The 23004-nt window shown below is 69.7% G+C and carries 21 protein-coding genes; 3 read left to right on the plus strand and 18 right to left on the minus strand.

Translation table 11 applies throughout. The features are described from left to right. Positions 1–88: 88 nt before the first annotated feature. The gene (locus L3V85_RS18590) at positions 89–1018 is read right to left on the minus strand and encodes a LysR family transcriptional regulator (RefSeq protein WP_237674221.1); all 930 of its coding nucleotides are present in this window, start codon (positions 1016–1018) and stop codon (positions 89–91) included. A gap of 72 nt (positions 1019–1090) precedes the next feature. Here L3V85_RS18590 and L3V85_RS18595 point away from each other — a divergent pair, with 72 nt between their 5' ends. Genes L3V85_RS18595 through L3V85_RS18605 form a run of 3 tightly spaced genes read left to right on the plus strand, consistent with a single transcriptional unit; the run spans position 1091 to position 3720 of the window. Further along, the gene (locus L3V85_RS18595) at positions 1091–1750 is read left to right on the plus strand and encodes an HAD family hydrolase (RefSeq protein ID WP_237674222.1); all 660 of its coding nucleotides are present in this window, start codon (positions 1091–1093) and stop codon (positions 1748–1750) included. Positions 1751–1752: 2 nt separating this feature from the next. Beyond that, complete coding sequence (locus L3V85_RS18600; RefSeq protein ID WP_237674223.1) at positions 1753–2886, plus strand: DSD1 family PLP-dependent enzyme; 1134 nt, start codon at positions 1753–1755, stop codon at positions 2884–2886. 24 nt (positions 2887–2910) lie between these two features. After that, positions 2911–3720: an AadA family aminoglycoside 3''-O-nucleotidyltransferase gene (locus L3V85_RS18605; protein WP_237674224.1), complete on the plus strand. Its 810-nt coding sequence runs from the start codon at positions 2911–2913 to the stop codon at positions 3718–3720. A 6-nt stretch (positions 3721–3726) separates the two neighbouring features. Here L3V85_RS18605 and L3V85_RS18610 read toward each other — a convergent pair whose 3' ends face one another. From L3V85_RS18610 to L3V85_RS18690, 17 genes are all read right to left on the minus strand, one after another. Next, positions 3727–5238 (minus strand): mannose-1-phosphate guanylyltransferase/mannose-6-phosphate isomerase, encoded by a 1512-nt coding sequence (locus L3V85_RS18610; RefSeq protein ID WP_237674225.1) that lies wholly within the window; start codon positions 5236–5238, stop codon positions 3727–3729. A gap of 28 nt (positions 5239–5266) precedes the next feature. Then, positions 5267–6049: a response regulator transcription factor gene (locus tag L3V85_RS18615; RefSeq protein WP_237674226.1), complete on the minus strand. Its 783-nt coding sequence runs from the start codon at positions 6047–6049 to the stop codon at positions 5267–5269. Beyond that, the gene (galE, locus tag L3V85_RS18620) at positions 6042–7160 is read right to left on the minus strand and encodes a UDP-glucose 4-epimerase GalE (protein ID WP_237674227.1); all 1119 of its coding nucleotides are present in this window, start codon (positions 7158–7160) and stop codon (positions 6042–6044) included. Before galE ends, L3V85_RS18615 begins: the two co-directional genes overlap by 8 nt. Positions 7161–7191: 31 nt before the next feature. After that, positions 7192–8424: a glycosyltransferase WbuB gene (locus L3V85_RS18625; protein WP_237674228.1), complete on the minus strand. Its 1233-nt coding sequence runs from the start codon at positions 8422–8424 to the stop codon at positions 7192–7194. Continuing rightward, positions 8421–9674 carry a lipopolysaccharide biosynthesis protein gene (locus L3V85_RS18630; protein WP_237674229.1) on the minus strand — a complete coding sequence of 418 codons (1254 nt, stop codon included), beginning with the start codon at positions 9672–9674 and terminating at the stop codon, positions 8421–8423. The genes L3V85_RS18625 and L3V85_RS18630 overlap by 4 nt, the downstream gene beginning before the upstream one ends. 22 nt (positions 9675–9696) lie before the next feature. After that, entirely contained in the window at positions 9697–10644 is a 948-nt protein-coding gene (locus tag L3V85_RS18635) for a hypothetical protein (RefSeq protein ID WP_237674230.1), read from the minus strand. A gap of 23 nt (positions 10645–10667) precedes the next feature. After that, positions 10668–11621 carry a hypothetical protein gene (locus L3V85_RS18640; protein WP_237674231.1) on the minus strand — a complete coding sequence of 318 codons (954 nt, stop codon included), beginning with the start codon at positions 11619–11621 and terminating at the stop codon, positions 10668–10670. Continuing rightward, entirely contained in the window at positions 11618–12727 is a 1110-nt protein-coding gene (locus tag L3V85_RS18645) for a glycosyltransferase (RefSeq protein WP_237674232.1), read from the minus strand. Before L3V85_RS18645 ends, L3V85_RS18640 begins: the two co-directional genes overlap by 4 nt. Continuing rightward, positions 12708–14054, minus strand: a complete 1347-nt coding sequence (locus L3V85_RS18650; protein WP_237674233.1) for a hypothetical protein — start codon at positions 14052–14054, stop codon at positions 12708–12710. The genes L3V85_RS18645 and L3V85_RS18650 overlap by 20 nt, the downstream gene beginning before the upstream one ends. 16 nt (positions 14055–14070) lie before the next feature. Beyond that, entirely contained in the window at positions 14071–15195 is a 1125-nt protein-coding gene (gene gmd / locus L3V85_RS18655) for a GDP-mannose 4,6-dehydratase (RefSeq protein WP_237674234.1), read from the minus strand. Then, positions 15188–16165, minus strand: a complete 978-nt coding sequence (locus L3V85_RS18660) for a GDP-L-fucose synthase family protein (RefSeq protein ID WP_237680595.1) — start codon at positions 16163–16165, stop codon at positions 15188–15190. Before L3V85_RS18660 ends, gmd begins: the two co-directional genes overlap by 8 nt. Positions 16166–16201: 36 nt before the next feature. Beyond that, positions 16202–16903: a sugar transferase gene (locus L3V85_RS18665; RefSeq protein ID WP_237674235.1), complete on the minus strand. Its 702-nt coding sequence runs from the start codon at positions 16901–16903 to the stop codon at positions 16202–16204. After that, positions 16900–19218, minus strand: coding sequence for a polysaccharide biosynthesis tyrosine autokinase (locus L3V85_RS18670; RefSeq protein ID WP_237674236.1), 2319 nt, complete (start codon positions 19216–19218; stop codon positions 16900–16902). Before L3V85_RS18670 ends, L3V85_RS18665 begins: the two co-directional genes overlap by 4 nt. Before the next feature lie 39 nt (positions 19219–19257). Next, entirely contained in the window at positions 19258–20469 is a 1212-nt protein-coding gene (locus L3V85_RS18675; RefSeq protein ID WP_414080133.1) for a polysaccharide biosynthesis/export family protein, read from the minus strand. Between the two features lie 67 nt (positions 20470–20536). Further along, positions 20537–21466, minus strand: coding sequence for a hypothetical protein (locus tag L3V85_RS18680; protein WP_237674237.1), 930 nt, complete (start codon positions 21464–21466; stop codon positions 20537–20539). Beyond that, positions 21459–22277 (minus strand): serine aminopeptidase domain-containing protein, encoded by an 819-nt coding sequence (locus L3V85_RS18685; protein WP_237674238.1) that lies wholly within the window; start codon positions 22275–22277, stop codon positions 21459–21461. Before L3V85_RS18685 ends, L3V85_RS18680 begins: the two co-directional genes overlap by 8 nt. Next, positions 22274–22987: a 4'-phosphopantetheinyl transferase family protein gene (locus tag L3V85_RS18690; protein WP_237674239.1), complete on the minus strand. Its 714-nt coding sequence runs from the start codon at positions 22985–22987 to the stop codon at positions 22274–22276. Before L3V85_RS18690 ends, L3V85_RS18685 begins: the two co-directional genes overlap by 4 nt. Positions 22988–23004: the final 17 nt, after the last annotated feature.

Below are 23004 nucleotides of genomic sequence, written 5' to 3' on the forward strand. Positions count from 1 at the left end.
AATTGGAAGCGCCGAGTGTTGGCGCGCGGTGCGCGCGCGGCCAACGAATGAATGCGGCTATGGATATGCGCCCAAGCGCATACCCGCCTCAGCGCGCGCCGCTGCCGAAGCTCTCCACCAGGAAATCGACGATGGCCGCCACCCGAGCCGTACGCCCTTTCCGGGTGGGTACCAGCAGCGTGACCGGCGCGCTGTCGAAGCGCCAGCCGGGCAGCACGCGCACCAGCGTGCCGCGCGCCACGGCATCGGCCGCGTCCCATTCGGAGCGCAGCACCAGGCCCATGCCCTGTTCGGCCCACTGACGGGCCACGCCGCCGTCGTTGGTCACATAGGCCGGCGACACGCGCAGGGTCTCGCGGGCGGCGGCGCGCTTTCCCTCGGCGGCATTGGCGGCATCCGCGGCCGGGCGCACGTGCCACAGCGTGACGTCTTCGTCGTTCTCGCGGATGCAGATGCAGGCATGCGTCAACACGTCGCGGGGCGTGCGCGGCTCGCCGTGCCGGCGCAGGTAGGCGGGGCTGGCGCACAGCCAGCGCTCGTTGGCGCTCAGCGTGCGCGCCACCCACGACGAATCGCGCACCGCGCCGATGTGGATCACGGCGTCGGCGTCGTGCCGGTCGGGCCATGGGGTCTCGCGCAGGTCGAGTTGCACGCGCAGGCCCGGATGCAGCCTGGCGAAGCGCGCCAGCATCGGCGCCACGTACTGGCGGCCGTAGCCGAAGGGCGCGGCGATGCGCAGCGTGCCCGTGAGCCGCTTGTCGTCGCGCTGCATGGATTCGCGCAGGCCCTCGATCTGCCCGAGCAGCGCGGCGGCCTCGCGCGCGAAGCGCTCGCCCTCGGACGTGAGGCTGAGGCGGCGCGCCGTGCGGCTGGCCAGCGAAAGGCCGAGCGTGGCCTCGAGCTTGCGCAGCCGCATCGACAGCGCCGGCGGCGTGACGTCGAGTGCCCGCGCCGCCGCGCTCAGCGAAGGCTCGCGCAGCAGTGCGGCGGCGAGCTGCATGTCCTCGATCTGGATCATTAAATTGTGCTTAACGATTGATGAGCTTGCATTGAAGCACAGCCGCAGCCTTCGAACGTACAGTCCGTGGCCATGCAAACACCCATCGCCCCGCCGCGCTATCCCCGTGCCGTGCTGTTCGACCTGCTCACCGCGCTGCTCGATTCCTGGACCGTCTGGAACGCCGCCGCCGGCTCTGAAGAAAAGGGCCGCGCATGGCGCGCCGAGTACCTGCGCCTGACCTACGGCTGCGGCGCCTATGTGCCCTACGAGCAACTGGTGAAAGACGCCGCGCGCAACACCGGCATGGCCGTCACCGCCCCCGACGCGCTCGAAGCCCAATGGGACACGCTGCCCGCCTGGGACGGCGCGCGCGAACTGCTGCAGGCGCTCAAGCCGCATTGCAAGCTGGGCGTGGCCACCAATTGCTCGCGCCGGCTGGGCCATCGCGCGGCGGCGCTGCTGGGCATCGAGTGGGACGCCGTCGTCACCTCGGAAGAGGCCGGCTTCTACAAACCCGATCCGCGCCCGTACCGCATGGCGCTCGAACGCATGGGCGTGACGCCGCAGGAGTCGGCCTTCGTCGCCGGCTCGGGCTACGACATGTTCGGCACTTCGGTGGTCGGCCTGCGCACCTACTGGCACAACCGCGTCGGGCTGGCGCTGCCGCCGGGCGCACCGGCACCCGAACTGCAGGGCCCGACGCTCGCGCCGGCGCTGCCGTGGCTGCAATCCTTCACCAACAAGGCATGAGCATGGACACGCTCCACACCATCGATACCCCCGCGGCCCTCGTCGACGAGGCGCGCATGCAACGCAACATCGCGCGCATGCAACAGCGCATGGATGCGCTCGGCGTGCGCTTCCGGCCGCATGTGAAGACCACCAAGTGCATCGAGGTCGCGAAAGCGCAGCAGGCGGCAGGCGCGCGCGGCATCACCGTGTCGACGCTCAAGGAGGCCCAGCAGTTCTTCGCCGCCGGCTTCACCGACATCCTCTATGCCGTGGGCATGGCGCCGCACCGGCTGGCGCATGCGCTGGAGCTGCGCCGGCGCGGCTGCGCGCTGGGCATCATCACGGACGGCATCGAATCGGCGCGGGCCATCGCGGAGTTCGGCCGCGCGAACGGCGAGGCTTTCGACGTGCTGATCGAAGTCGATACCGACGGCCACCGCTCGGGCATCCGCCCCGATGAAGACCGGCTGCTGGAAGTGGCACGCGTGCTGCACGAAGGCGGCATGCGCCTGGGCGGCGTGATGACGCATGCCGGCTCCAGCTACGACTTCGACACGCCCGAAGCCCTGCGCGCCGTGGCCGAGCAGGAGCGCGCCGGCTGCGTTCATGCCGCGCAGCGGTTGCGCGATGCGGGCCTGCCATGCCCCGTGGTCAGCGTGGGCTCCACCCCCACCGCGCTGATGGCCGAGTCGCTCGACGGCGTGACCGAAGTGCGCGCGGGGGTGTACGTGTTCTTCGACCTGGTGATGCGCAACGTCGGCGTGTGCAGCGAGCAGGACATTGCCTTGAGCGTGCTCGCCACCGTGATCGGCCACCAGCCGGAGAAGGGCTGGGCCATCCTCGACGCGGGCTGGATGGCCATGAGCCGCGACCGGGGCACGCAGAAGCAGAAGCACGACTTCGGCTTCGGCCAGGCCTGCGACGTGAACGGCCGGGTGCTGGAGGGCTATGTGCTCAGCGGCGCGAACCAGGAGCACGGCATTCTGTCGCGCGAAGGCGAGGCCGACACCGGCATTGCCGCGCGCTTTCCCATCGGCACGCGGCTGCGCATCCTGCCGAACCATGCCTGCGCGACCGGGGCGCAGTTTCCCGAGTACCACGCGCTGTCGGAAGACGGAACCCTGCAGACCTGGGGGCGTTTCCACGGCTGGTGAGGCGGGTCACTAACATCCGGGCCGATGACCGACACCTTGCCGCCCGCCGAAATCGCGCCTCAACTTTCTCTTGCACGCGCCGTGCTCGAACGCCACTTGGCCGGCACGCTGCAAGCGCTTCACCTGTTCGGATCGGCCGTCGATGGCGGCTTGAAACCCGGCAGCGACATCGACCTGCTGGTGACTGTCACCACGCCGCCGGCAGAGCCCGTGCGGCGCGCGCTGATGACGGAGCTGCTGTCGGTTTCCGCGATGCCGGTGGCGGGCGAATCGCTGCGACCGCTCGAGGTGACCGTGCTGGCGCGGGAGCACGTGGTGCCCTGGCGCCATCCGGCAAGGCGCGAGCTGCAGTTCGGCGAGTGGCTGCGCGAAGACCTGCTGGCCGGGCGCTTCGAGCCGCCCATGGTCGACCATGACCTGGCGATCCTGCTGACGAAGGCAAGGCGGTACAGCATCGGCTTGCTGGGACCGGACGCATCGACGCTGTTCGACCCGGTGCCGGCGCACGACTTCGCGAAGGCGCTTGCCGACACGGTTGCGCAGTGGAGCGAGCCTTCGGACTGGCTGGGTGACGAACGGAACATCGTGCTGGCACTCGCGCGCGTCTGGTTCAGCGTGGAGACCGGCGGCATCGCCTCCAAGGATGTGGCCGCCGCATGGGCCATCGAGCAACTGCCGCCCGAGCACAGGCCCGTGCTGGCGACGGCGCGGGCGGCTTACCTCGGTGTTGCGCAGGACGATCTGGCCGCACGCGCGGATGAGGTGACGGCCTTCGTGCGACACACCCGGGCAACGATAGAGCACATGCAGCGCATGTTGCCCGGCGGCCGGTAGCCTGGGTCAGTGGCTGACGGGTGCGTGCAGCACCGCAGCCGCGCCTGAACCTGCCGACGCGGACGGCGACGACGGCGCCGCCGCGGCTTCCTCGGCGTTCCGCATCGCCTCGCAGCGCCCATAGGTGTCGTCGAAGCGCACGATGTCGTCCTCGCCCAGGTAGCCGCCGGTCTGCACCTCGATCACCTCGAGCATGGTCTTGCCCGGGTTCTCCAGGCGGTGGATGGCGCCTGAGGGCAGGTAGATCGACTCGTTCTCGCGCACCAGCGTCACTTCGCCGTTGCATGTGGCGCGGGCCGTGCCCTTGACCACGATCCAGTGCTCGGCGCGGTGGTGGTGCATCTGCAGCGACAGCTTCGCGCCCGGCTTCACGGTGAGCCGCTTCACCTGGAAGCGCTCGCCCATGTCGACGCTGTCGTAGGCGCCCCAGGGCCGCACCACGCGCCGGTGGTCGGTGGCCTCGGCGCAGCCTTCGCGCGAGAGCTTGCGCACCACGTCCGCCACCTGCTCGGCGCAGCCCGCGCCGGCCACCAGCACCGCGTCGGGCGTGTCCACGATGATCAGTCCGTCGGTGCCCAGCGCCACCACCGGCCGGTGCGGCGCATGGATGAAGGTGTTGCGCGAATTCAGCGCGCTGGCCTTGCCGCTCAGGCGGTTGCCGTCGCCATCGGCCAGTTGCAGGTTGGCCACCGCGTTCCAGCTGCCGACGTCGCTCCAGCCGCCTTCGAATTTCACGACCGCGATGTCTCTGTGCTTTTCGAGCACCGCGTAGTCGATGCTCTCGGCGCGGCAGGCGGAGAAGGCCGCCTGCTCCAGCCGAAGGAAGCTGCCGTCGACCGCCACCGCGGCGGCGGCGCGTTCGCAGGCACGCAGGATGTCGGGCGCATGCGTGCGCAGTGCCGCCAGCAGCGTGCCGGCACGCACGAGGAAGATGCCCGCGTTCCAGTAGTAGCCGCCATGCAGGATCAGCGACTCGGCCACGCTCGCCGTCGGCTTCTCGACGAAGCGCGCCACGGCCCGGCTGCGGCCGTCGGCCGATACCGCTCCCGCCTCTATGTAGCCATAGGCGGTGCTGGGAAAGCTCGGCACCACGCCGAAGGTGACGATCCGCCCCGCCAGCGCCGCATCGACGCCTTCGCGCACGGTCTGCGCGAACAGCGCCGCGTCGGGAATATGGTGATCGGCCGGCGCGAACAGCAGCAGGTCGCCCGGCTCGGCCAAGAGCGCCGCCGAAGCCATGGCCGCCGCCGTGTTGCGCGCCACAGGTTCCAGGATCTGCCGCCCGGTGAGGCCCGCGCCCTCGACCGTTTCCTTCACCAGGAAGCGGTGGTCTTCCGACGCGATGCAGGTGATGTCGTGGTTCAGCCCCGAGAGCCGCTCCAGCGTGAGATGCAGCAGGCTCTTGCCGCCGAGCAGCGGCGCGAACTGCTTGGGCAGCGCCTTGCGCGAAAGCGGCCACAGGCGCGTGCCGCTGCCGCCGCACAGGACCACGGGATGGATGGTGGGGTTGGTGTTCATGATCGCCCGCTGTGAGTGATGTGCCGGCTCAGATGAGCCCGGAGTACGCCGCGTAGCTCACGGCTTGCGCGCGCGAGTGCACGTGCAATTTCTTGTAGATGTTCTTGATGTGCGCGTTGACCGTCTGCCCCGAGATGCCGAGCTTCGCGCCAATCTCCTCGGTGACCTGCCCGCGCGCCACGCAGCGCAGGATCTCGCACTCGCGCGCGGTCAGCGTGGTGGCTTCGCGCGTGGGCGGGTCGCTGGCCGGCGGCGGGCTGCCGGGCCTTGCGCTCAGGCGCGAGAGCAGGCGCCGCGCGAGCCGCGGCGTGATGGCCGCGCCGCCGTTCACCACCTGCAGCACCGCCTGCGCGAAGCTCTGCAGCCAGGCGTCTTTCAGCAGGTAGCCGGTCGCGCCCAGCTCGAAGGCATGCATCACGTGCGACTCGTCTTCCAGCGCGGAGATCACGATGATCTCGCAGCCGGGATGCTGCTTGCCGGCTTCGCGGATCAGCTCGAAGCCGGTGCCGTCGCCCAGCCGCAGGTCGACCATGAGCACGTCGAACTCATGCGTGGCCAGCAGCCGGCGGCCGTCGCGCAGGCTGCCGGCCTGGCCTTCGAGCTGTATGCGCAGGTCCGACAGCAGCTCTTGCGCGATCACCCGGCGCATGAAGCCGTCGTCGTCGACGAGCAGCACGCGCACCGGCGCGCCTTCCTGCCCGGTCAGGAAGCCCGGCCACAGCGGCTGGGCCGGTGGGCAGACGCCGCCCGGCGGATATCCCGGCCGGGCGTCGGCCTGCTCTTCTGGGGAGCGGTATGCGTTGTCAGGCATTGGAGTGTCCGAGGTTGGAGGTTGTGTGAAAGATCTGCAGGTCGGCGGGCAGCCACGGGGGCTGCGCCTGGGCCTGCAACGGAGGCACCGGGTCGTCGAAACCGTGCGGGTTCGCGGCCTGCCAACGCCAGCAGTCCGCGCACATCTGGTCGAGGTCGCGGCGCGCGCACCAGCCCAGCCGGGCCTGTGCGTTGCGCGCGTCGGCCCAGTAGGCGGGGGCGTCGCCGGGGCGGCGCGGGCCGATGCGCAGCGCGATGCGCCGGCCGCTGGCGCGCTCGAACGCGCAGACCACCTCGAGCACCGAGGCGCCGCGGCCCGTGCCCAGGTTGGTCATCAGGATGCCGGGCTCGCGCGCCACATGGCGAAGCGCCGCCACATGGCCTTCGGCCACGTCCATCACGTGCACGTAGTCGCGCACGCCGGTGCCGTCGATGGTTGCGTAGTCCGCGCCGTGCACCATGAGGTATTCGCGCTCGCCGGCCGCCACCTGCGAGATGTAGGGCATGAGGTTGGCCGGCGGGCCGTGCGGGCGCTCGCCCAGCAGGCCGCTTTCGTGCGCGCCGACCGGGTTGAAGTAGCGCAGGCAGGCAATGCCCCAGCGCGCATCGGCATGCGCAAGGTCGGCCAGCAGGTTCTCCACCATGGCCTTGGTGCGGCCGTAGGGGTTGACCGCCGCGTACGGCGCGGTCTCCGGAATGGGCGAGCGTTGCGCGTCCCCATACACCGTGGCCGACGACGAGAACACCAGCGTGCGCACGCCCGCGCGGCCCATCGCCTGCACCAGCGCCAGCGTGCCGGCAAGGTTGACGTCGTAGTAGGCCACCGGGTCGGCCACCGATTCGCCCACCGCCTTCAGCCCCGCCAGGTGCACCACCGCCTCGATCGCATGCTCGGCGAACACCCGGTCGAGCGCCGCGGCGTCGCGCACGTCGCAGGGCAGCAGCAGCGGCTGCAGGCCGGTGATGCAGCCCACGCGCTGCAGCGAGCGCGCGTCGCTGTTGACCAGCGTGTCGAGCACCACAGGCTGGTAGCCCGCCGCGATCAGCGCCACGCACGTGTGGCTGCCGATGAAGCCTGCACCACCGGTCACGAGGATCTTGGCGTGGGGCATGGTGTGGGCTCCGTGGGTGGACGGCTTCGGTTCAGCCGGCGACGCAGCGCTGCAGTTCCTGCTCCAGGCGCTGCAGGATGGCGTCCTCGTCGAGCGCGGACTCGGCATAGCGGCGGCCGGCCGCGCCCATCTCGTCGCGCAGCTCGGTCGACATGGCGAGCTGCTCGATGGCATCGGCCAGCGCGGCGGCGTCGCCGGGCTCCACCACCATGCCGCGCCCGGTGACCACGTTGCTCAGCTCGGTGCCGGCATGCGCGGTCACGATCACGGCGCGTCCGCTGGCGAGCATGCCGCCCAGCTTGGAGGGCATGACCAGGTCCGCCGCATCGGCGCGCTGCGGCAGCACGTGGATGTCGGCCATGCCCAGCAGTTCGTTCAGCCGTTCGGCCGGCTGCACCTCGAGGAAGTGCACGTTGGGTAGCCGTGCGCAGGCCGCCCGCAGCAGCTCGCGGCTGGGCCCGTTGCCCGCGAACACGAAATGGATGTTGCTGGAGCACACCAGCAGGCGCGCCGCCTCCGCCAGCAGCTCGATGCCTTGCTTGGTGCCGAGGCTGCCCGCATAAAGCACCACCACCGCGTCGTCGGGAATGCCGAGCGCAGGCCGGTAGCCGTAGGGCGCGACGGTGCGCGGCACCGGGTGGATGGCCTTCACGTCGACCCAGTTGGGAAAGAGCACCACGCGGCTCTCGTCCACGCCCTTGCCGCGGGCCTTCTCGATCATGGCGGCGGAGATGGTGGAGACCCGGTCGAAGCGGCTCATCAGCCAGCGCTCGGCCCACACCGCGAAGCGCTGCGCGCGCTCGCCGCGCACATGGCCCAGGCCGAAGGCGGCGTCGACCTCGTAGTCCTGGATGTGCAGCCACGACTTGATGCCCCGCAGCTTCGCGAAGAACAGCGCCGACGGCGCGCAGAACAGCGGCGGCTCGACCACGAACACCACCTCCGGCTTCCAGCGCCACTGGGCCAGCAGCGTCGGCAGGCTCGACAGCATGAACGAGAGCAGATGCCCGAGCCGCGCCAGCGCGCGCGGCCGCGCGGGCACCCAGATCGGCGTGCGCCATACGGTGACGCCGTCCCAGTCGCTCTTGCGGTAGGTCCAGCCCGAGTAGCCGCGGTACACCGACCACTGCGGAAAGAAGGGCGGCGCGGCAATCACGCGCACCTCGTGCCCCCTGGCATGCAGCCAGCGCGCCATCTCGCCCGAGTACTTGCCGATGCCGGTCAGCTCGGGCGCGAAGTTCATCGAGTACAGCAGGATCTTCATGGCGACCGCCTCAGCAGACGGACGATGGGAAAGAAGCCGAACTGCAGCCGCATGCGGGTCTCGTACAGCGCGAAGTCGCTCAGGCAGGCGATGAAGAACACGTAGTGCGGACGGCCTGGAAACAGCAGGATCACCACGCCGTAGGACAGCAGCCGCAGCGTCACTTCGAGCAATGCCCAGCGTCCGAGCGAGCCCATGGAGGTCTTGAGCGACAGCACCATCTCGTGATGGATGGTGTAGGTGCGCAGCAGGAAATACGGCGCGATGCACAGGAAGATGGTGCGCGCCTGGTCGCCCATCTTGAGCAGCGGCGCGGCCACGGTGATGAGCCCCGCCAGCCCCACGAACAGCGCGCAGCCCAGCAGGAACGAATGCCGCGCCAGCTGCAGCTTCGAGGCCGCGAGCTTCTCGGGGTCGGCGTCCATCATGGCCGGCGTCTTGGTGAACAGGAATGCCTGCACGAACTGCGACGGCGCCTCCGCCAGCAGGAACGCGAGCTTGAAGGCGCCCACGTAGCTCAGCGGCATGAAGAAGGCCACGATCAGCAGGTCCGACTTGCGCAGCAGGAAGGTCAGCAGCGAATACACCGTGGCGCTGGCCTGCGACGCGAGCGCGAGCACATGCCGCCCGGCCGGCGGCGCCGCGCCGTTGGGCGGAATGCAGATGGCCGCGCACACCACCACGAACGCGAACAGGTTGATGAGCAGCAGGTGCGCCACGCCCAGCTCGAAGCCCAGCGACGCGCAGATGCCCACGCCCAGCACCAGGATGGTCGAGCGGATACCGGCCTCGAGATTCAGCAGCCCCGCATGGCCCAGGCCGCGGCTGTAGGCCAGCCGCAGGCAGTTGAAAGAGAACACCGCCAGCGTGACCACCACCAGCACGAAAGGCACGTCGGCCACCGGCAGCCGCTGCAGGGTCAGGATGACGACGACCAGCGCCGTGGCCAGCGGCAGCCCGAAGGCCAGCGTGCGCACCACGTCGCCCTGCGTCACGGCGGGCGGCACCGCGGTCGCGTTGCGCGAGAACAGCAGCGTGCTGCCCAGCGTGCCGACCACCAGCGCAACTTCCAGCACCGACTGGTAGATCGAGTACTCGCCGAAGCGCGCCGGCGACACATTGGCCGCCATCAGGAAGATGGCGACGAAGCCCGACAGGTATACGTACAGCCGCGAGACCAGCGCCCACAGCCCCATGAGCCGCGCCATGCGCGCGCCGGGCAGTGCGAGTGAGGGGCTGAAGGGCTTCATGGCGCGGCCGTTCCGGTTCGGGCTATTTGGCGGCGGGGGCGCTGGCGAGGCCGAGTGCGTCGAGGGCGCGGCGCACCCGGGTGGCCAGGCGGAACAGCTTGTTCTTGAGGCGCCGCGCCACCATCAGGGCGTAGGTCACGGCGGCCACGGTGCGCATGCGGCCGTACAGCGCGTAGGGCATGGCCATCTTGGCGGTGCCCTGGAAATGCAGCGCCACCACGTTCGTCCTGCCGCCAGCGGCGGGCGTGAGCCACGGGCGTCCGTCGGTGTAGGCGATGCGCTTGGCGCCGCCGAGGTAACGGAACTCGTGCGACAGGTGGTTGTGCGGGCTGTTGATGTTGTGGTCGATCACCTTGCCGTCGAGCACGCGGTTGATCGGGTCGGCATTGCCGCTCGCACGCGCCCAGAGGTACAGCAGCGTCATGTCGGACACGCCGCCCCTGATGCCGCGCGCGGCAAAGCGCGCCGCGATCTCGCGCAGCTTGCGCCGGCCCGATGGCGTGGTGTAGGTGTCGAGCACGAAGGCCACGAAGCGCCGCAGGCCGTTGGCGGTCCAGAAGCTCACGTGCGGCGAGATCTGGCAGGGGTTCCAGCCGTCGCTCGGGCTGATGTAGGAGCCCGAGAAGTCCGCCTTGCCGACCAGGCGCCGCACGTGCTCGCCGATGCCCTCGAACAGCAGCACGTCGCTGTCGATCAGCACGAAGTCCCGGCATTCCGGATGCGCCGATAGGTACTGGGCGAGCAGGAAGTAGCGCCGGAAGCAGATCCGCTCGAACTCCGGCGGGTTGCTCGACAGGTGCACGTAGGCATGGCGAAAGCGCTCGTAGGCCGGGCCGGCGTCGGTGTCCGACAGCACGACAAGGTCTTCCCGGGCGATCGCGGCCGAGCGGCGGCACAGCGCGAGCGTCTGGTTCTGGCGGTCCTCGACCACGATGAAGGGGAGTTCGGTATGGATCATGTGTGACAGCATGGGTAGGTAGTTGTCGATTCGGCTCAGAGCTTGCGGGTGGTGGCGCTTCGCACCAGCGCCACGTTCGCGGGCAGGAAGCGCCCGTTGTTGTCAACGGGCATGTCGAGCGTGAAGAGGCCGCGCGCCACGCGGGCCTCGCCGATCCAGTCGCGCAGTTGCTGCGCCGTGAAGCGCGCCGGTGTCTCGCGGCCCCACCAGGAGGTGAGCGGCGTGAGCACGTGGAACATCAGTTCCGAGGGCGGCGGCGCGAAGTGCGCGGGCGGCTGCATGTATTCGCCCGCCATCAGGTTCTGGCAGGGCGCGCTCTTGAGGCTGAAGCGCTCCGGCCCCTCGCCGGCATTGAAGGCCAGCCAGCGGTTGGAAGCGCCGCTGCGCGCCGCGCCGCACAGCATTTCCCAGCCCGAGGCCGATACGCCCTGCGTGTTGTAGGTGCCGTCGAACCACCAGCCCGCGACCAGCGGGCCGTAGCGCTCCGACCAGTCGCGGATCACGCTCGACCAGGCGGCAATGAAGCGCGGCGGCGGCGGCTCCTGCTCGGAGATGTCGCCCAGGCAGCCCATCAGCGCGGGGTCGGCCTGCGGCGCGCGGAACGGGAGGTACAGGATCAGCGCGATGCCGCGCGCGCGCAGCGCCTCGCCGATCTCCAGCGGCAGGTCGCGCGGCGGGCGATTCTTCGCGGCGACGGGGCACAGCACTTCGAGCGCGGAATTGGGCGCGATGTACTGGCCGTTGTTCTGGCCCAGCGTGAGGATGAGATGCGAAGCGCGCATCTGCGCCAGCCCCGAAGCGAAGGCCTCGACGTCGAAGCTCTTGATCTGCGCGATGGACTGCTTGTCCGGCAGGTAATGCACCATGACGCCGAAGCCGGGCACGGGCGGCTCCGCGGGTTGCGCGGGCTGGGCCAGGGCCGTCGACGCCGCCGTGCAGAGAAGCAGCGGCACCAGAATGCGCTTGAACAGGGCGACGGGCGCGTTCATTGCACGGCCCTCGCAAGCGGCACCGGGCCGCGTTTGAGCGCGAGATAGCGCGCGGCCACGGCACCTGGCGCGCAGGCCTGGGCATGCAGCCACGCGGGCCGCGTGCGCTCGTGCCGCGCCAGATAGCGCGCGAGCCGGTAGGTGTCGCAGGAGGCGCTGCCTACGAAGAAGCCGTAGCCCGTGAACAGTTCGCGGTGCACCGGAATGTCCGACAGCAACAGCGGCACGCCCAGCGTGGCGGCCTCGGCGGCCGAGAGGTTGAAGCCCTCGAAGGTCGACAGCGAAATGAACGCGGTGGCACCCGTGTACAGCCGCACCAGCTCTTCGCGCGACACCAGCCCGCGGTGCCGCACGCAGCCGCGAACCTCGGGCGCCAGCGCGGCCACCATGCGCTCGACATCGGCCGCGCCGTTGCCGGTGATGTCCAGGAAGTCGACCAGGCCCGCGCGCTTCATGCGCTCGAACAGCGCGAGGATGCCGCTGAAATTCTTGTGCGGGTAGTAGTGGTAGGCCGCGATCAGGTAGCGCTCCTGCGCCGGCTCCGGCACGGCGGCGCGGGCGGGGGTGCGCGGCGCGTCCACCGGGTTGAAGATCACCGATGCATGCTCGCAACGCGGGAAGTGCCGCTCGAAGTCGTGCAGGCTGCTCTTGCTGATGAACACCGCGTTGGCCGCGCTGTGCGCCACGCGCCACAGGTTCCAGTCGAGCCAGGCGCGCTTGGCCGCGCTGAAGTACTGCGGGTAGACCTTGTATTGCAGGTCGTGGACGATGACGACCGCATCCGCGTGCCGCCCGAACAGCGTGAACGGCAGGAAGTAGTTCGGGAACATCGCGTACACCCGCTCGCCGGTCAGCAGGGCGCGGATGCGGTAGAGGTTGTAGAGCAGCGTCTCCAGCAGGAAGCGGCTGACCCTGAGCCGCCGCGCCGCTTCGTACAGCCGCGGATGCCGCTCGCTGACCGACTGCACGCGGTCGTCCTGCGACAGCCGCATGTTGCGCAGCAGAACCTCGGCAACGTTCAGCACGCCGCCGGACCTCGGGTTCAGGCGGATGGTGTCGTAGAACAGGTAGGTGGCCATGGCTTGCTCACGGGGTCGGAAGGTCATGGCGCGCCGATGGCGGCAGGGTGCGCGTGCGGCGGACGCGAATGACGCGGCGGGCGCGCGCGCTCAGGGCACCGGCGATCACCGCGGCGATCAGGCCCGAAGCCGCGAACGGCCCCCAGCCCAGGATCGGCCCGCGCATGAACGGCACGTAGGCCGACAGCAGCACCAGCGCCGCGAGATAGCGCCCCGAGAGCGCGCGCTGCGGATCGATCGCCCTGTCGATCAGCCGGAAGACCGCCGAGATCGCGATGCCCAGCAGCAGCGGCCCCATCAACCCGAAGTCGAAGTAGGCGGTGGTGAAGGGCGGCAGCGACAGGTTGCTCTGCGAGAAGTTGCCCAGGATGGCCGACCAGCCGAGCGGATCGAAATCCGGGAACATCTTCAGGTCGCGCGGCAGGAAGAAAGAGAAGGCCGACAGCAGGTAGCGGCCCCAGCCCAGGTCCGGAATGGGCGCGCGCTCCAGGATGCCGCCCACCACGAACATCGCGTCGAAGTCCTGGCTGAACGGAAAGGTCGTGAGCCCTTCGCCCCACATGCTGCCGCGCGAGAACAGGTTCAGCACCGGCCCGAGCGCGGCGATGGCGCCGAAGATCAGCCCGGCCAGCGCCCAGCGCCAATGCCGCAGCCGCGACAGCGCATGGATGAACAGCGGCAACAGACCGATCAGCAGGATCTGCCGCGCCGTGTTGACCGGGTTGGCCGCGACCGCCGCCAGCGCCAGCGCCAGGCCCGCCGAGGCCCAGGCCCACGGCGTGCGACGGCGGAATGCATGGATCGTCAGCGCCACGAAGCACATCAGCACCACCAGCTTGGGCAAGGTGGAGAACACGATGAAGTCGATCGGCACGCTGTCGTCCTCGCCCGGCATGCCGCGCGCCACGAAGTTCAGGTCGGGCCGGATGAAGAGCGTCGCGAAGGCCGCGAACGAGCAGCTCAGCAGCAGCAGGAACGGGTGGGCCACGCCCACGGCGCGTGCGTGATGCAGGCCCGGCTGGTGCACCGGCGTATCGGCCATGCCGAAGCGCGCGGCTTCCACGCCGGCCATGTACAGCAGCAGCAGCACCAGCGCCTGGGTGTGCGAGGCCGTGGTGAGCACGCCGGTTTCCCAGAAATCCACGTCGTTGGCGATCTGCATCGCCGGCGCCAGCGAGAAGTAGGTCAGCATGGTCGCGTAATGGATCAGCAGGAACACGCTGCCGCCCGACGAACCCAGCAGCGCGATCTGCACCAGCGACAGCACGAACACCGCCGCGTAACCCCAGGCGGGATCGACCAGCCCGCACAGGAAGGCGCAGACGATGCCGGACCAGAAGGTGAGGGTTCTCATGGCGGGCTCCGCGTTCTCAGGCCTCGATGCTCTGGGGCGTGTGGTAGCCGTGGCGCTGCAGCAGCGCGCGGCGCTTGGCCAGCCCGAGGTCGCTGGCGACCATCTCGGCCACCATTTCGTCGAGCGTGATCTCGGGCACCCAGCCCAGGTCGTCCGCCGCCTTGGCCGGATTGCCGCACAGCGTCTCGACCTCCGAGGGGCGGAAGTAGCGCGGGTCCACGCGCACCAGCACGTCGCCGACGCAGACGGCCGGTGCGTCGTCGCCTTCCACTGCGCTGACCACGGCCACTTCGTCGAGCCCACGCCCTTCGAAGGCCAGCGTGATGCCGAGCTGGCGAGCGGCCTTGGCGACGAACTCGCGGATGCTGTACTGGATGCCCGTGGCGATCACATAGTCGACCGCCGTCGGCTGCTGCAGCATCAGCCACTGCATGCGAACGTAGTCCTTGGCATGGCCCCAGTCGCGCAGCGCGTTCATGTTGCCCAGAAAGAGGCATTGCTCCAGCCCCTGTGCCACGTTGGCCAGTCCGCGCGTGACCTTGCGCGTCACGAAGGTCTCGCCGCGGCGCGGGCTCTCGTGATTGAAGAGGATGCCGTTGCACGCGTAGAAGCCATAGGCCTCGCGATAGTTCTTGGTGATCCAGTACGCGTAGAGCTTGGCGGCGCCGTAGGGGCTGCGCGGATAGAAGGGCGTGCTTTCGCTCTGGCGGCCTTCCTGCACCAGGCCGTAGAGTTCGCTGGTGCTGGCCTGGTAGAAGCGCGTCTTCGATTGCAGGCCCAGCAGCCGGATCGCCTCGAGCAGCCGCAGCGTGCCCAGTGCGTTGATGTCGGCCGTGTATTCCGGGCTCTCGAAGCTCACGGCCACATGGCTCTGCGCGCCCAGGTTGTAGACCTCGTCGGGCTGGACCTCCTGCATGATCCGCGTGAGGTTGCTGCCGTCCGCAAGGTCGCCGTGATGCAGGTGCAGATGGCGGTGCGAGATGGCGTGAACGTCGGCGTAGAGGTGATCGATCCGCCCCGTGTTGAACTGCGAAGTGCGGCGCTTGATGCCATGCACCTCGTAGCCCTTGTCGATCAGCAGTTCCGCAAGATAGGAGCCGTCCTGGCCCGTGATGCCGGTGATGAGTGCGCGTTTAGGCATGTTCGATCTCTTCGGTGGACAGGGTGGAGGAGAGGTAAGCGGCGTAGGCGTGGCGCAGCCCGTCGGCCAGCGGCACCGTGGGCCGCCAGCCGATGGCGGCTGCGCGCGAGACATCGAGCAACTTGCGCGGTGCGCCGTCGGGTTGCGTCGCGTCGTAGCGGATGTCGCCTTCGTAGCCGGTCACGTCGCGCACCAGTGCGGCCAGCTCGGCGATCGACACGTCTTCACCGGTGCCGAGGTTGATGTGGCCGCGCATCGGCGTCGTGTGTTGCGCATACGCAGTGCGCGACAGGTTCATCACGGCGAGGCAGCCCTCGGCCATGTCGTCGACATAGAGAAACTCGCGCCGTGCCCGTCCGCTGCCCCAGATGCTCACGTGGGGCGCGCGTTCCTCGCGTGCCCGGTGAAAGCGCTGCAGCAGCGCCGGCACCACGTGGCTGTTCAGCGGGTGGTAGTTGTCGCCGGGGCCATACAGATTGCTCGGCATCACGCTGCGATAGTCGATGCCGTGGCTGGCGCCGTACTGCCGGTTGTAGCTCTCGCAGAGCTTGAGGCCGGCGATCTTGGCGATGGCGTAAGGCTCGTTGGTCGGCTCCAGAGGACCGCCGAGCAGCGCGCCTTCGGCCATCGGCTGTTCCGCCAGCCGGGGGTAGATGCAGCTGGAGCCGAGGAACAGCATGCGCTTCACGCCTGCCAGAAAGGCTTGGTGCGTGACGTTGGCCGCGATCATCAGGTTCTCGTAGATGAACTGCGCGGGGTAGGTCGCGTTGGCATGGATGCCGCCGACCCTCGCGGCGGCCAGATACACCTGGTCGACAGGCTCGGTCGCGAAGAACCGGGCAACGGCCGCCTGGTCGAGCAGGTCGAGCTCGACGCGGCTGCGGGTGACGACCTCGTGGCCGGCCTGCACCAGCCGCTTTGCCAGCGCCCGGCCGACCATCCCGCGGTGTCCTGCAACGAAGATGCGCATAGCGTCTTTCATGAGGTGGTTGGTAGGGCGCCGGGCCTAGCGCGACCCGCGCGCCCCGGTCACGACGGAAAAGGTCTTCAGCAGAATCACGAAGTCCCGCCCCAGCGAGAGCGTGGCCACGTACTCGGCGTCCATGGCCGCGCGGCGGCGGTAGCTCACCTCGTTGCGGCCGCTGATCTGCCACAGCCCGGTGATGCCGGGGCGCACCGCGCAGTAGTGGTCCCAGTAGTGCCCGTACAGCTCCTTCTGCGCGAACATGCAGGGGCGCGGGCCGACCATGCTCATGTCGCCCACCAGCACGTTCCAGAACTGCGGGAACTCGTCGATGCTGTACTTGCGCAGGAAGGCGCCGAAGCGGGTGATGCGCGGGTCGTGCTCCAGCTTCTGGTACACGGCCCATTCGCGGCGCGCGGTCGGGTTCTCGCGCAGGTGGCGGGCCAGCACCGCGTCGGCGTCGGCCACCATGGAGCGGAACTTCAGGAAGCGGAACACCTTGCCGTCCTTGCCGTAGCGCGGCTGCATGTAGATGGCCGGGCCGCCCGAGGTCATGCGCACACCGAGCCATATCAACGCGTAGGCCCAGCCGAAGAAGACGAAGAACGAGCCCGCCATCGCGATGTCGGCGGCGCGCTTGGCCACGCGCAGCCACGGCGCGCCGCCGAGCGGCCCGTAGACCGGCGTGTTGGCGGCCGCGCCCGGGGCGGGCCGCGCCGGTGTGTTCGATCGAAGGACGCTCATGCTGCGTGCTCCGGTTCGAGCCGCTTGGGCATCACGGTGTCGGCGTCGTTCACGCCCAGCGAGCCGGCGGGCTCGCGGCGGTAGGCGTCGTAGTAGCCGTAGCTGTAGCCGCGGTAGTGGCGCTGGGTGGTGTCTACCGCGTTGAACACCACGCCGTGGAATTCCGCGCCCACATGGCCCAGCCGCTTGACGCTTTCGAGCAGCTCGCCGCTTTCGCTGTGGTCGGCACGGGCCACCAGCAGCAGCGTGCCCATGCTCGGCGCCATCGCGGCGGTCTCGGAGGCCAGCAGGGTAGGCGGTGCGTCGACGATCACCACGTCGTAGCGGCTGGACAGCGTGGCCAGCGTCTGCGCGAAGACGTCGCTGGTCATCATGCCGGCGGGGTCGGGGTGCAGCGTGCCCGAGGTCATGACGTCCAGGCGCGGCAGCACGTGGTAGTGAATGGCGCGGTCCAGCGGCACGCCGCCGGTGATGACGTCGGACAGCCCGTCCTTGCGCTGCAGCCCGAATTCCTCGCTCAGGGTGCCGCGGCGCAAGTCGGCGTCGATCAGCAGCACGCGCTTGCCCGACGAGGCCACCAGCGTCGCGAAGTTGGACGACACGAAGGTCTTGCCCGCGCCCGGCGTGGCGCTGGAAATGAGCACCCGGTTGTTGGGCGCGCCCAGCATCACGAACTTCAGCGCGGTGCGCAGGCGGCGCAATCCTTCCAGCGCCGGGTCTTCGACATGCAGCGCCGCCAGCACTTTCACGCCCGGTTTGCCGCCGCGGATGGCGCGGTCGAGCACGCGCTGCTGGGTGCTCAGCGCGATGGTGCTGTACACGTTGAGCCCGGTGACGGCCTCGATCTCGTCGGGGCTGCCGATCGACTTCTTCAGCGTCTTGCGCAGCAGCGCCGTGGCCCCGCCCAGGAACAGGCCGCCCGCCAGCGACAGCGCCATGACGATCAGCGCCTTCGGCCGCACCGGCTTCTCGGGCAGCAGCGCCTGGTCGAGCACGCGCACGTTGGCCACCTTGCCTTCCTTGGCCAGCCGCATCTGCAGCGAGCTGTTCAGCAGCGTCGCGTAGAGGTCGGTGTTGACCTTGATGTCGCGCTGCATGCGCAGCGAGTTCTGCTGCAGCATCGGCATGCGGCGGATGCGCCCGTCGACCGCGCCCAGCTCTTTCTTCAGCGAGGCGATCTGCGAGTCCAGCGTCTGCACGGCGGGGTGCGCCGCGGTGAAGCGGCCCACCAGGTCCAGGCGCTTCTGCTTGGCGTCGAGCAGCTTGGCCTGCAGGTCGACGTTCTGCGACAGCGCGTTGCGGGCCTCGTCGTCCAGGCTGATGGTGCCGTTCTGGTTGCGGTACTGGTTGTAGCTGTCTTCCGACTGCTCCAGCTGCGCCTTGAACTTGGGCAGCTCCGTGCCCAGGAAGGCCAGCGCGCGTTCTGCCTGCACCGTCTTCTGGTCGATGTTCTGGCGCACGTACAGGCGCGAGATCTCATTGAGCACGTCGGCCAGCTGGCCGCGGTTCTCGGCCTGCAGGCTGACGTCCATCACGCCCGACTGCTTGCCTTTCTCGACCACCCGCAGATCTTTCTGCAGGCCCAGCAGGGTGAGCTGCTTCGAGTAGCGCACCAGCTCGAAGCCGGCGCCGGGCTCGGCCTCGAAGGAGCCCACCAGCAGGTGCAGCGTGCCGCCCGGCACGGCGGCGTCCAGCGGCACGCCGACCTTGCCTTGCAGCGGCGCTTCCAGGCCGGAATTCGTCAGCGTGTAGTTGCCGTCGGCTTCCGCGGTCAGCAGGAACTTCTTGCCCTCCAGGGGCTGCGGCACGTCCATCTGCGCGACGGCGATGCGTTCGGTGCCCGAAACATAGTCGCCCATGCCGAAGATGCCGGGCGTGGACAGCCGGTTCGAATGCCGCGCCAGGAACTCGCCCACCACCGGGATGTAGCGTGGCTTGGCGCTGATGTAGAGCCGGGTGTTTTCCATGGCCTGGCCCAGCACCATGCGCGAGCGCAGGATCTCGGTCTCGCCGGCGACCGGCGTCTTCACGCTGATGCCGGCGCCGCCGGTGGCGTCGCCCGGGAAGTTGCCGCCCGAGCGGTCCGAGTCTTCCACCTGGATCAGGATGTTGGCCTCGTACACCCGGGGCCCGAAGAGCGCATAACCGGCGCCGGCTACCAGCGCCAGGGCCGTGAGGCCGGCAATCAGCCAGCGGCTGTCGATCAGGATGTCCAGGTACTCCTGGAACCGGGATTCCCGGACCCAGGCGGCCTCGACCATGGGTAGCGGGGTGCCCGCCGGAGCGGGAAGCGAAGGTTGCCAACGCGCGTTCATGGGGTTCACCTTTTCTTGCGGGAAGACGGGGTGGGGCGCTTACCGGCGCGCGGTGTCGCGGGCCAGGTTGATGACCTGGGCCGACGGAAGAATCAGGCTGAACACCCGGCTCCACGTGGCCAGCGGCACGTGGTCGACGTACACCACGTCGCGCGGTTGCAGCTCGAAGCGGTCGGCCAGCGCGAGCGCCACCGGGTTCTTCGCGTTGAGGTTGAAGACCTGCGGCACACCGGAGTTGTCCGGCGAGTTGCGCACCACGTAGATCTGGCCGGGATCGGCAGTCGTCAGGTCGGGTCCGCCCACGTCGCCCAGCGCCTCGTTCAGGCTCAGCCGGCCGTTCAGGCGCATCTGCAGCGCCGACGGCGCCCGCACTTCGCCCATCACGTAGACCCGGTTGTCCTCGCGGGTACCGACGTTCACGATGTCGCCGTTGCGCAGCGGAATGCCGTTGCCGTCGACGCCCATGGCCTGCAGCATCGGCAGGTTGAGTTCGGTCGAGACGCCGCCGCGCGTCAGCGTGATGTGCGAGCGGTCGCCCAGCTGGGTGAAGCTGCCGGCGCGGCTGATGGCTTCCGACAGCGTCATCGGCACGTCGGTGAAGATCTGCAGGCCGGGCGTGCGCACCTCGCCCTGCACATAGGCGCGCTGGCTGCGGAACGACTGGATGCGCACCGACACCTGCGGGTCTTTCACGAAGGCCTTGATGCGCCGCGCCACCAGTTCCGAGGCGCCGCTTTCCGTCAGGCCCTGCACCTTGGTGCGGCCGATGTAGGGGAAGAAGATTTCGCCCTTGGCGTCGACGATGAAGCCGGGCGCCACCGTCACGCCGGTGGGGTCGGACTGCTGCGCGATCACCGCGCCGGCATTCGGCAGCAGTTCGGGATGGTCGTACACGATGATGCCGACCACGTCGCCCGGCCCGATGGTGTAGACCGGCGGCGCGGCGAACAGCTGCTTGATTCCGTCGGGCACGCCCTGGGGCCGCTGCGCGATCTGCGTGCGGATCAGGTCGGGCGTGATCGGGATGATCTTGCCGTTGCCGGCGGCCGCCGACGCGGTGGCGTCGCCGCCCTGGTTGCCGTCGCCGTAGTTCATCGGCCCCGGCGTGCCGAAGCCCGGTGCCGCGCAGCCCGCAAGCCCGAGCGACAGCAGCAGGGCCAGGCCGAGCCATCGCAGGCGGTATTCCGCCAGGGCAAGAGCTGAGAGCGTGCGCATGCCCGGTGAGGGCTTGGCGGAATGGATGCGGTCCATGGTGATCTCCTTGACTGCCGGGGTGAACGGTTCTGTGGTTCTGTATTCGGTGGACGGGCTCGCCGGCTCAGGGCGCGGCCCAGGTGGCGGGCATCGCGCGCCCGGTGCCGGCCGTGGCGCGGCCGGTGCTGCGCCGCTCGGCGCTGGCGCCGAAGCAGCGGCCTTCGACCCAGTCGCCCACCGACTGCAGGAACAGCTGCTGTCCCTTCTCGGTGCAGACGGTGTGGTCGACCTCGCGCATGAACTCGTACTGCAGCGACTGCGCGAAGGGCGCATGGCGAAAGGCGCCGAGCTGGTCGCGGTCGTGGTCGCACACGTGCAGCGAGCCCGAATACAGCAGCTGCATCGCCACCTTGCGGTCGGCCAGCTGCTTCATGGTGGCGGCGAACCAGCTGGCGGTGGCGTCGGGCGAGCTTTCCTCGGTGAAGAAGCCCGGCAGCGGATTGCTTTCCGGCTGGATGCGCAGCAGGCGGCGCTTGACCCAGCGCAGCGTCTTGCCCGCGAACGACGGATGCACAGGCGCCGCCAGCGCGCGCCGCACGGTGCGCTCCCAGCGCGTGCGCCGCTCGGGAAAGGCGAAGCCGTCGAACATCGAGATGCCGACCACGCGCGCATCCGCCGCGCCGGCCGACATGGCGTGCTCCGCGCCCGAGCACATGCCCACGATCACGAACTGCCGGATGCCCAGCCGGCTTTCGATCAGGTCCATGGCGGCGCGCAGGTCCCGCACGGCGCGCGTGCGCAGGTCGCTGCTCGTGTCGACCGCGTCGCTGTCGCCCACGCCGCCCAGGTCGAGCCGCAGGCTGCTCACGCCGCGCGCGGCCAGCAGGTGCGCGAGCTTGACGTTGATGCGGCGCGGGCCGACCCGGTGGTTGGCGCCCATGTTGAGCATGAGGCAGCCCACCGCCGCGGCGCCGTGGCGCCCCGGGGTGGTGAGCATGCCCACCAGCGATTCGCCCTGCCCGAAGCGGACCGGGCTTTGCGTCATCTCATTCATGAAGAGCTCCCTGGAGGCGGTTGAGCGCGTCCGCCGGCACCATCGCGCTGTTGGGGTAGGGGTCGGCGGTCCAATCGAGCCGGTGCTTGAAGTAGGCAAGGCGCACCGGCATGTGGCGCGACTGCTGCTCCGCGGCCCATTGCGCCGTGTGTTCGTCGTCGGGCTGCGCCAGCACCAGCGTGTCGTGCAGGGCGGTGAGCGGCAGCGCGTCGGGTGTGAGCGCCGCGAGCTGCGCGCGCAGGGCCGGCGAGAGCGAGGCGCCCAGCGCCTCCTCGGGCACGGCGTCGGGCTCGCGCAGCAGGTCGCGGCGCCAGGCGAGATCGGGAATACAGAAGGTGGTGTCGATGGCCGCCACGTGCTGCTCGCGCAGGAAGCGGGCGTAGCGCAGGCCGTCGATCACAGGCTCCCACAGCACCAGCCGCACCGGGTCGCAGCGCCCGTTGCGCGCGGCCAGCACGGCCACGGTGGCGCCCAGCCGCGCGCCGACCCAGACGATGCGCGCGCCGGGCGCGTGGCGCCGCAGCTCTTCGTGCGCCGAGCACAGGTCGCGCCGCCAGCCTTCGAACTCGCCCTGGCGCTCGTCGCCGGGCGAATCGCCGGTGCCGTAGAAGTCGAAGCGCAGCGTGGCGATACCGATGCGCGCCAGCCGCTCGGCCAGCACCTTGAAGAAGCGGTGCGTGCGCAGCCCCTCGGGGCCGTAGGGCGGGCAGACCAGCACCGCGGTGTCCGCGCCGCTGTCGTCTTCCGCCGGATGGAAGATGCCGAAGAGCTGGCGCGAGGCCGGCCCGAACATGAGTGCGACGGAGTTCATGCGCGTGCCTCCGCCATCGGGCCGTTGACGGCCGCGCGGCCCTGTGTCTCGCGCCATTCCGCGATGGAGCCGACGCAGTCCATGCGCGGCGGCGCGGCCCCCAGCACCAGCCACAGGATGCGGCCGGCCACCGACAGCTCCACGCTGCGGCAATCGGGCTCCAGCCCGACCTCGAAGCTCTGCGGCGACACCAGCAGGCCCACGCCGATGGCCTTCAGGCAGGCCTCCTTGCGGGTCCAGCAGGTCAGGAAGGCGCGGTCGCGTTCATGCGCGGGCAGGGCGGCCAGCGCCTCGTTCTCGCGCCGCGTGAAATGCCGCGCGGCCAGCGCGGCGGCATCGGGCACCCGGCGCAGCAGCTCGATGTCGGCGCCCAGCGGACCGCGCCCGCCGATGGCGATCAGCGCCAGACCCTGGCTGTGGCTCATCGAGAACTGCGTGCGCGGACGGCCCGGCAGAGAAGGCTTGCCGAAGGCGCCGACCGCGAAGTCCAGCGCGTCGGCGGGCAGCCCGGTGTGCGCCGACAGCACCTGCCGCAGCGCGATGTGCGCCGCCACGAAGCGCTGCTTGTCGGCGGCGAACCGGAAGCCGTCCGCCCGCTCGCACTCCCGCTCCGACAGGATCTGCGCGGGCAGCAGGTCGGTGAATTCGTCCAGGTCGACGTACCGGCAGACCGATGCGTCGATGGAGCGTGCGAGGGTGGCGCTTTTCATGGCGTTCTTTCTTTTTT

It is taken from the genome of Variovorax paradoxus, from assembly GCF_022009635.1.
Lineage (GTDB): Bacteria > Pseudomonadota > Gammaproteobacteria > Burkholderiales > Burkholderiaceae_C > Variovorax.

Coding starts and splice junctions, on each gene's coding strand:
- L3V85_RS18590 (WP_237674221.1), bottom strand. CDS start 1,018: ATGATCCAGATCGAGGACATGCAGCTCGCCGCCGCACTGCTGCGCGAG.
- L3V85_RS18595 (WP_237674222.1), top strand. CDS start 1,091: ATGCAAACACCCATCGCCCCGCCGCGCTATCCCCGTGCCGTGCTGTTC.
- L3V85_RS18600 (WP_237674223.1), top strand. CDS start 1,753: ATGGACACGCTCCACACCATCGATACCCCCGCGGCCCTCGTCGACGAG.
- L3V85_RS18605 (WP_237674224.1), top strand. CDS start 2,911: ATGACCGACACCTTGCCGCCCGCCGAAATCGCGCCTCAACTTTCTCTT.
- L3V85_RS18610 (WP_237674225.1), bottom strand. CDS start 5,238: ATGAACACCAACCCCACCATCCATCCCGTGGTCCTGTGCGGCGGCAGC.
- L3V85_RS18615 (WP_237674226.1), bottom strand. CDS start 6,049: ATGCCTGACAACGCATACCGCTCCCCAGAAGAGCAGGCCGACGCCCGG.
- galE (WP_237674227.1), bottom strand. CDS start 7,160: ATGCCCCACGCCAAGATCCTCGTGACCGGTGGTGCAGGCTTCATCGGC.
- L3V85_RS18625 (WP_237674228.1), bottom strand. CDS start 8,424: ATGAAGATCCTGCTGTACTCGATGAACTTCGCGCCCGAGCTGACCGGC.
- L3V85_RS18630 (WP_237674229.1), bottom strand. CDS start 9,674: ATGAAGCCCTTCAGCCCCTCACTCGCACTGCCCGGCGCGCGCATGGCG.
- L3V85_RS18635 (WP_237674230.1), bottom strand. CDS start 10,644: ATGCTGTCACACATGATCCATACCGAACTCCCCTTCATCGTGGTCGAG.
- L3V85_RS18640 (WP_237674231.1), bottom strand. CDS start 11,621: ATGAACGCGCCCGTCGCCCTGTTCAAGCGCATTCTGGTGCCGCTGCTT.
- L3V85_RS18645 (WP_237674232.1), bottom strand. CDS start 12,727: ATGACCTTCCGACCCCGTGAGCAAGCCATGGCCACCTACCTGTTCTAC.
- L3V85_RS18650 (WP_237674233.1), bottom strand. CDS start 14,054: ATGAGAACCCTCACCTTCTGGTCCGGCATCGTCTGCGCCTTCCTGTGC.
- gmd (WP_237674234.1), bottom strand. CDS start 15,195: ATGCCTAAACGCGCACTCATCACCGGCATCACGGGCCAGGACGGCTCC.
- L3V85_RS18660 (WP_237680595.1), bottom strand. CDS start 16,165: ATGCGCATCTTCGTTGCAGGACACCGCGGGATGGTCGGCCGGGCGCTG.
- L3V85_RS18665 (WP_237674235.1), bottom strand. CDS start 16,903: ATGAGCGTCCTTCGATCGAACACACCGGCGCGGCCCGCCCCGGGCGCG.
- L3V85_RS18670 (WP_237674236.1), bottom strand. CDS start 19,218: ATGAACGCGCGTTGGCAACCTTCGCTTCCCGCTCCGGCGGGCACCCCG.
- L3V85_RS18675 (WP_414080133.1), bottom strand. CDS start 20,469: ATGGACCGCATCCATTCCGCCAAGCCCTCACCGGGCATGCGCACGCTC.
- L3V85_RS18680 (WP_237674237.1), bottom strand. CDS start 21,466: ATGAATGAGATGACGCAAAGCCCGGTCCGCTTCGGGCAGGGCGAATCG.
- L3V85_RS18685 (WP_237674238.1), bottom strand. CDS start 22,277: ATGAACTCCGTCGCACTCATGTTCGGGCCGGCCTCGCGCCAGCTCTTC.
- L3V85_RS18690 (WP_237674239.1), bottom strand. CDS start 22,987: ATGAAAAGCGCCACCCTCGCACGCTCCATCGACGCATCGGTCTGCCGG.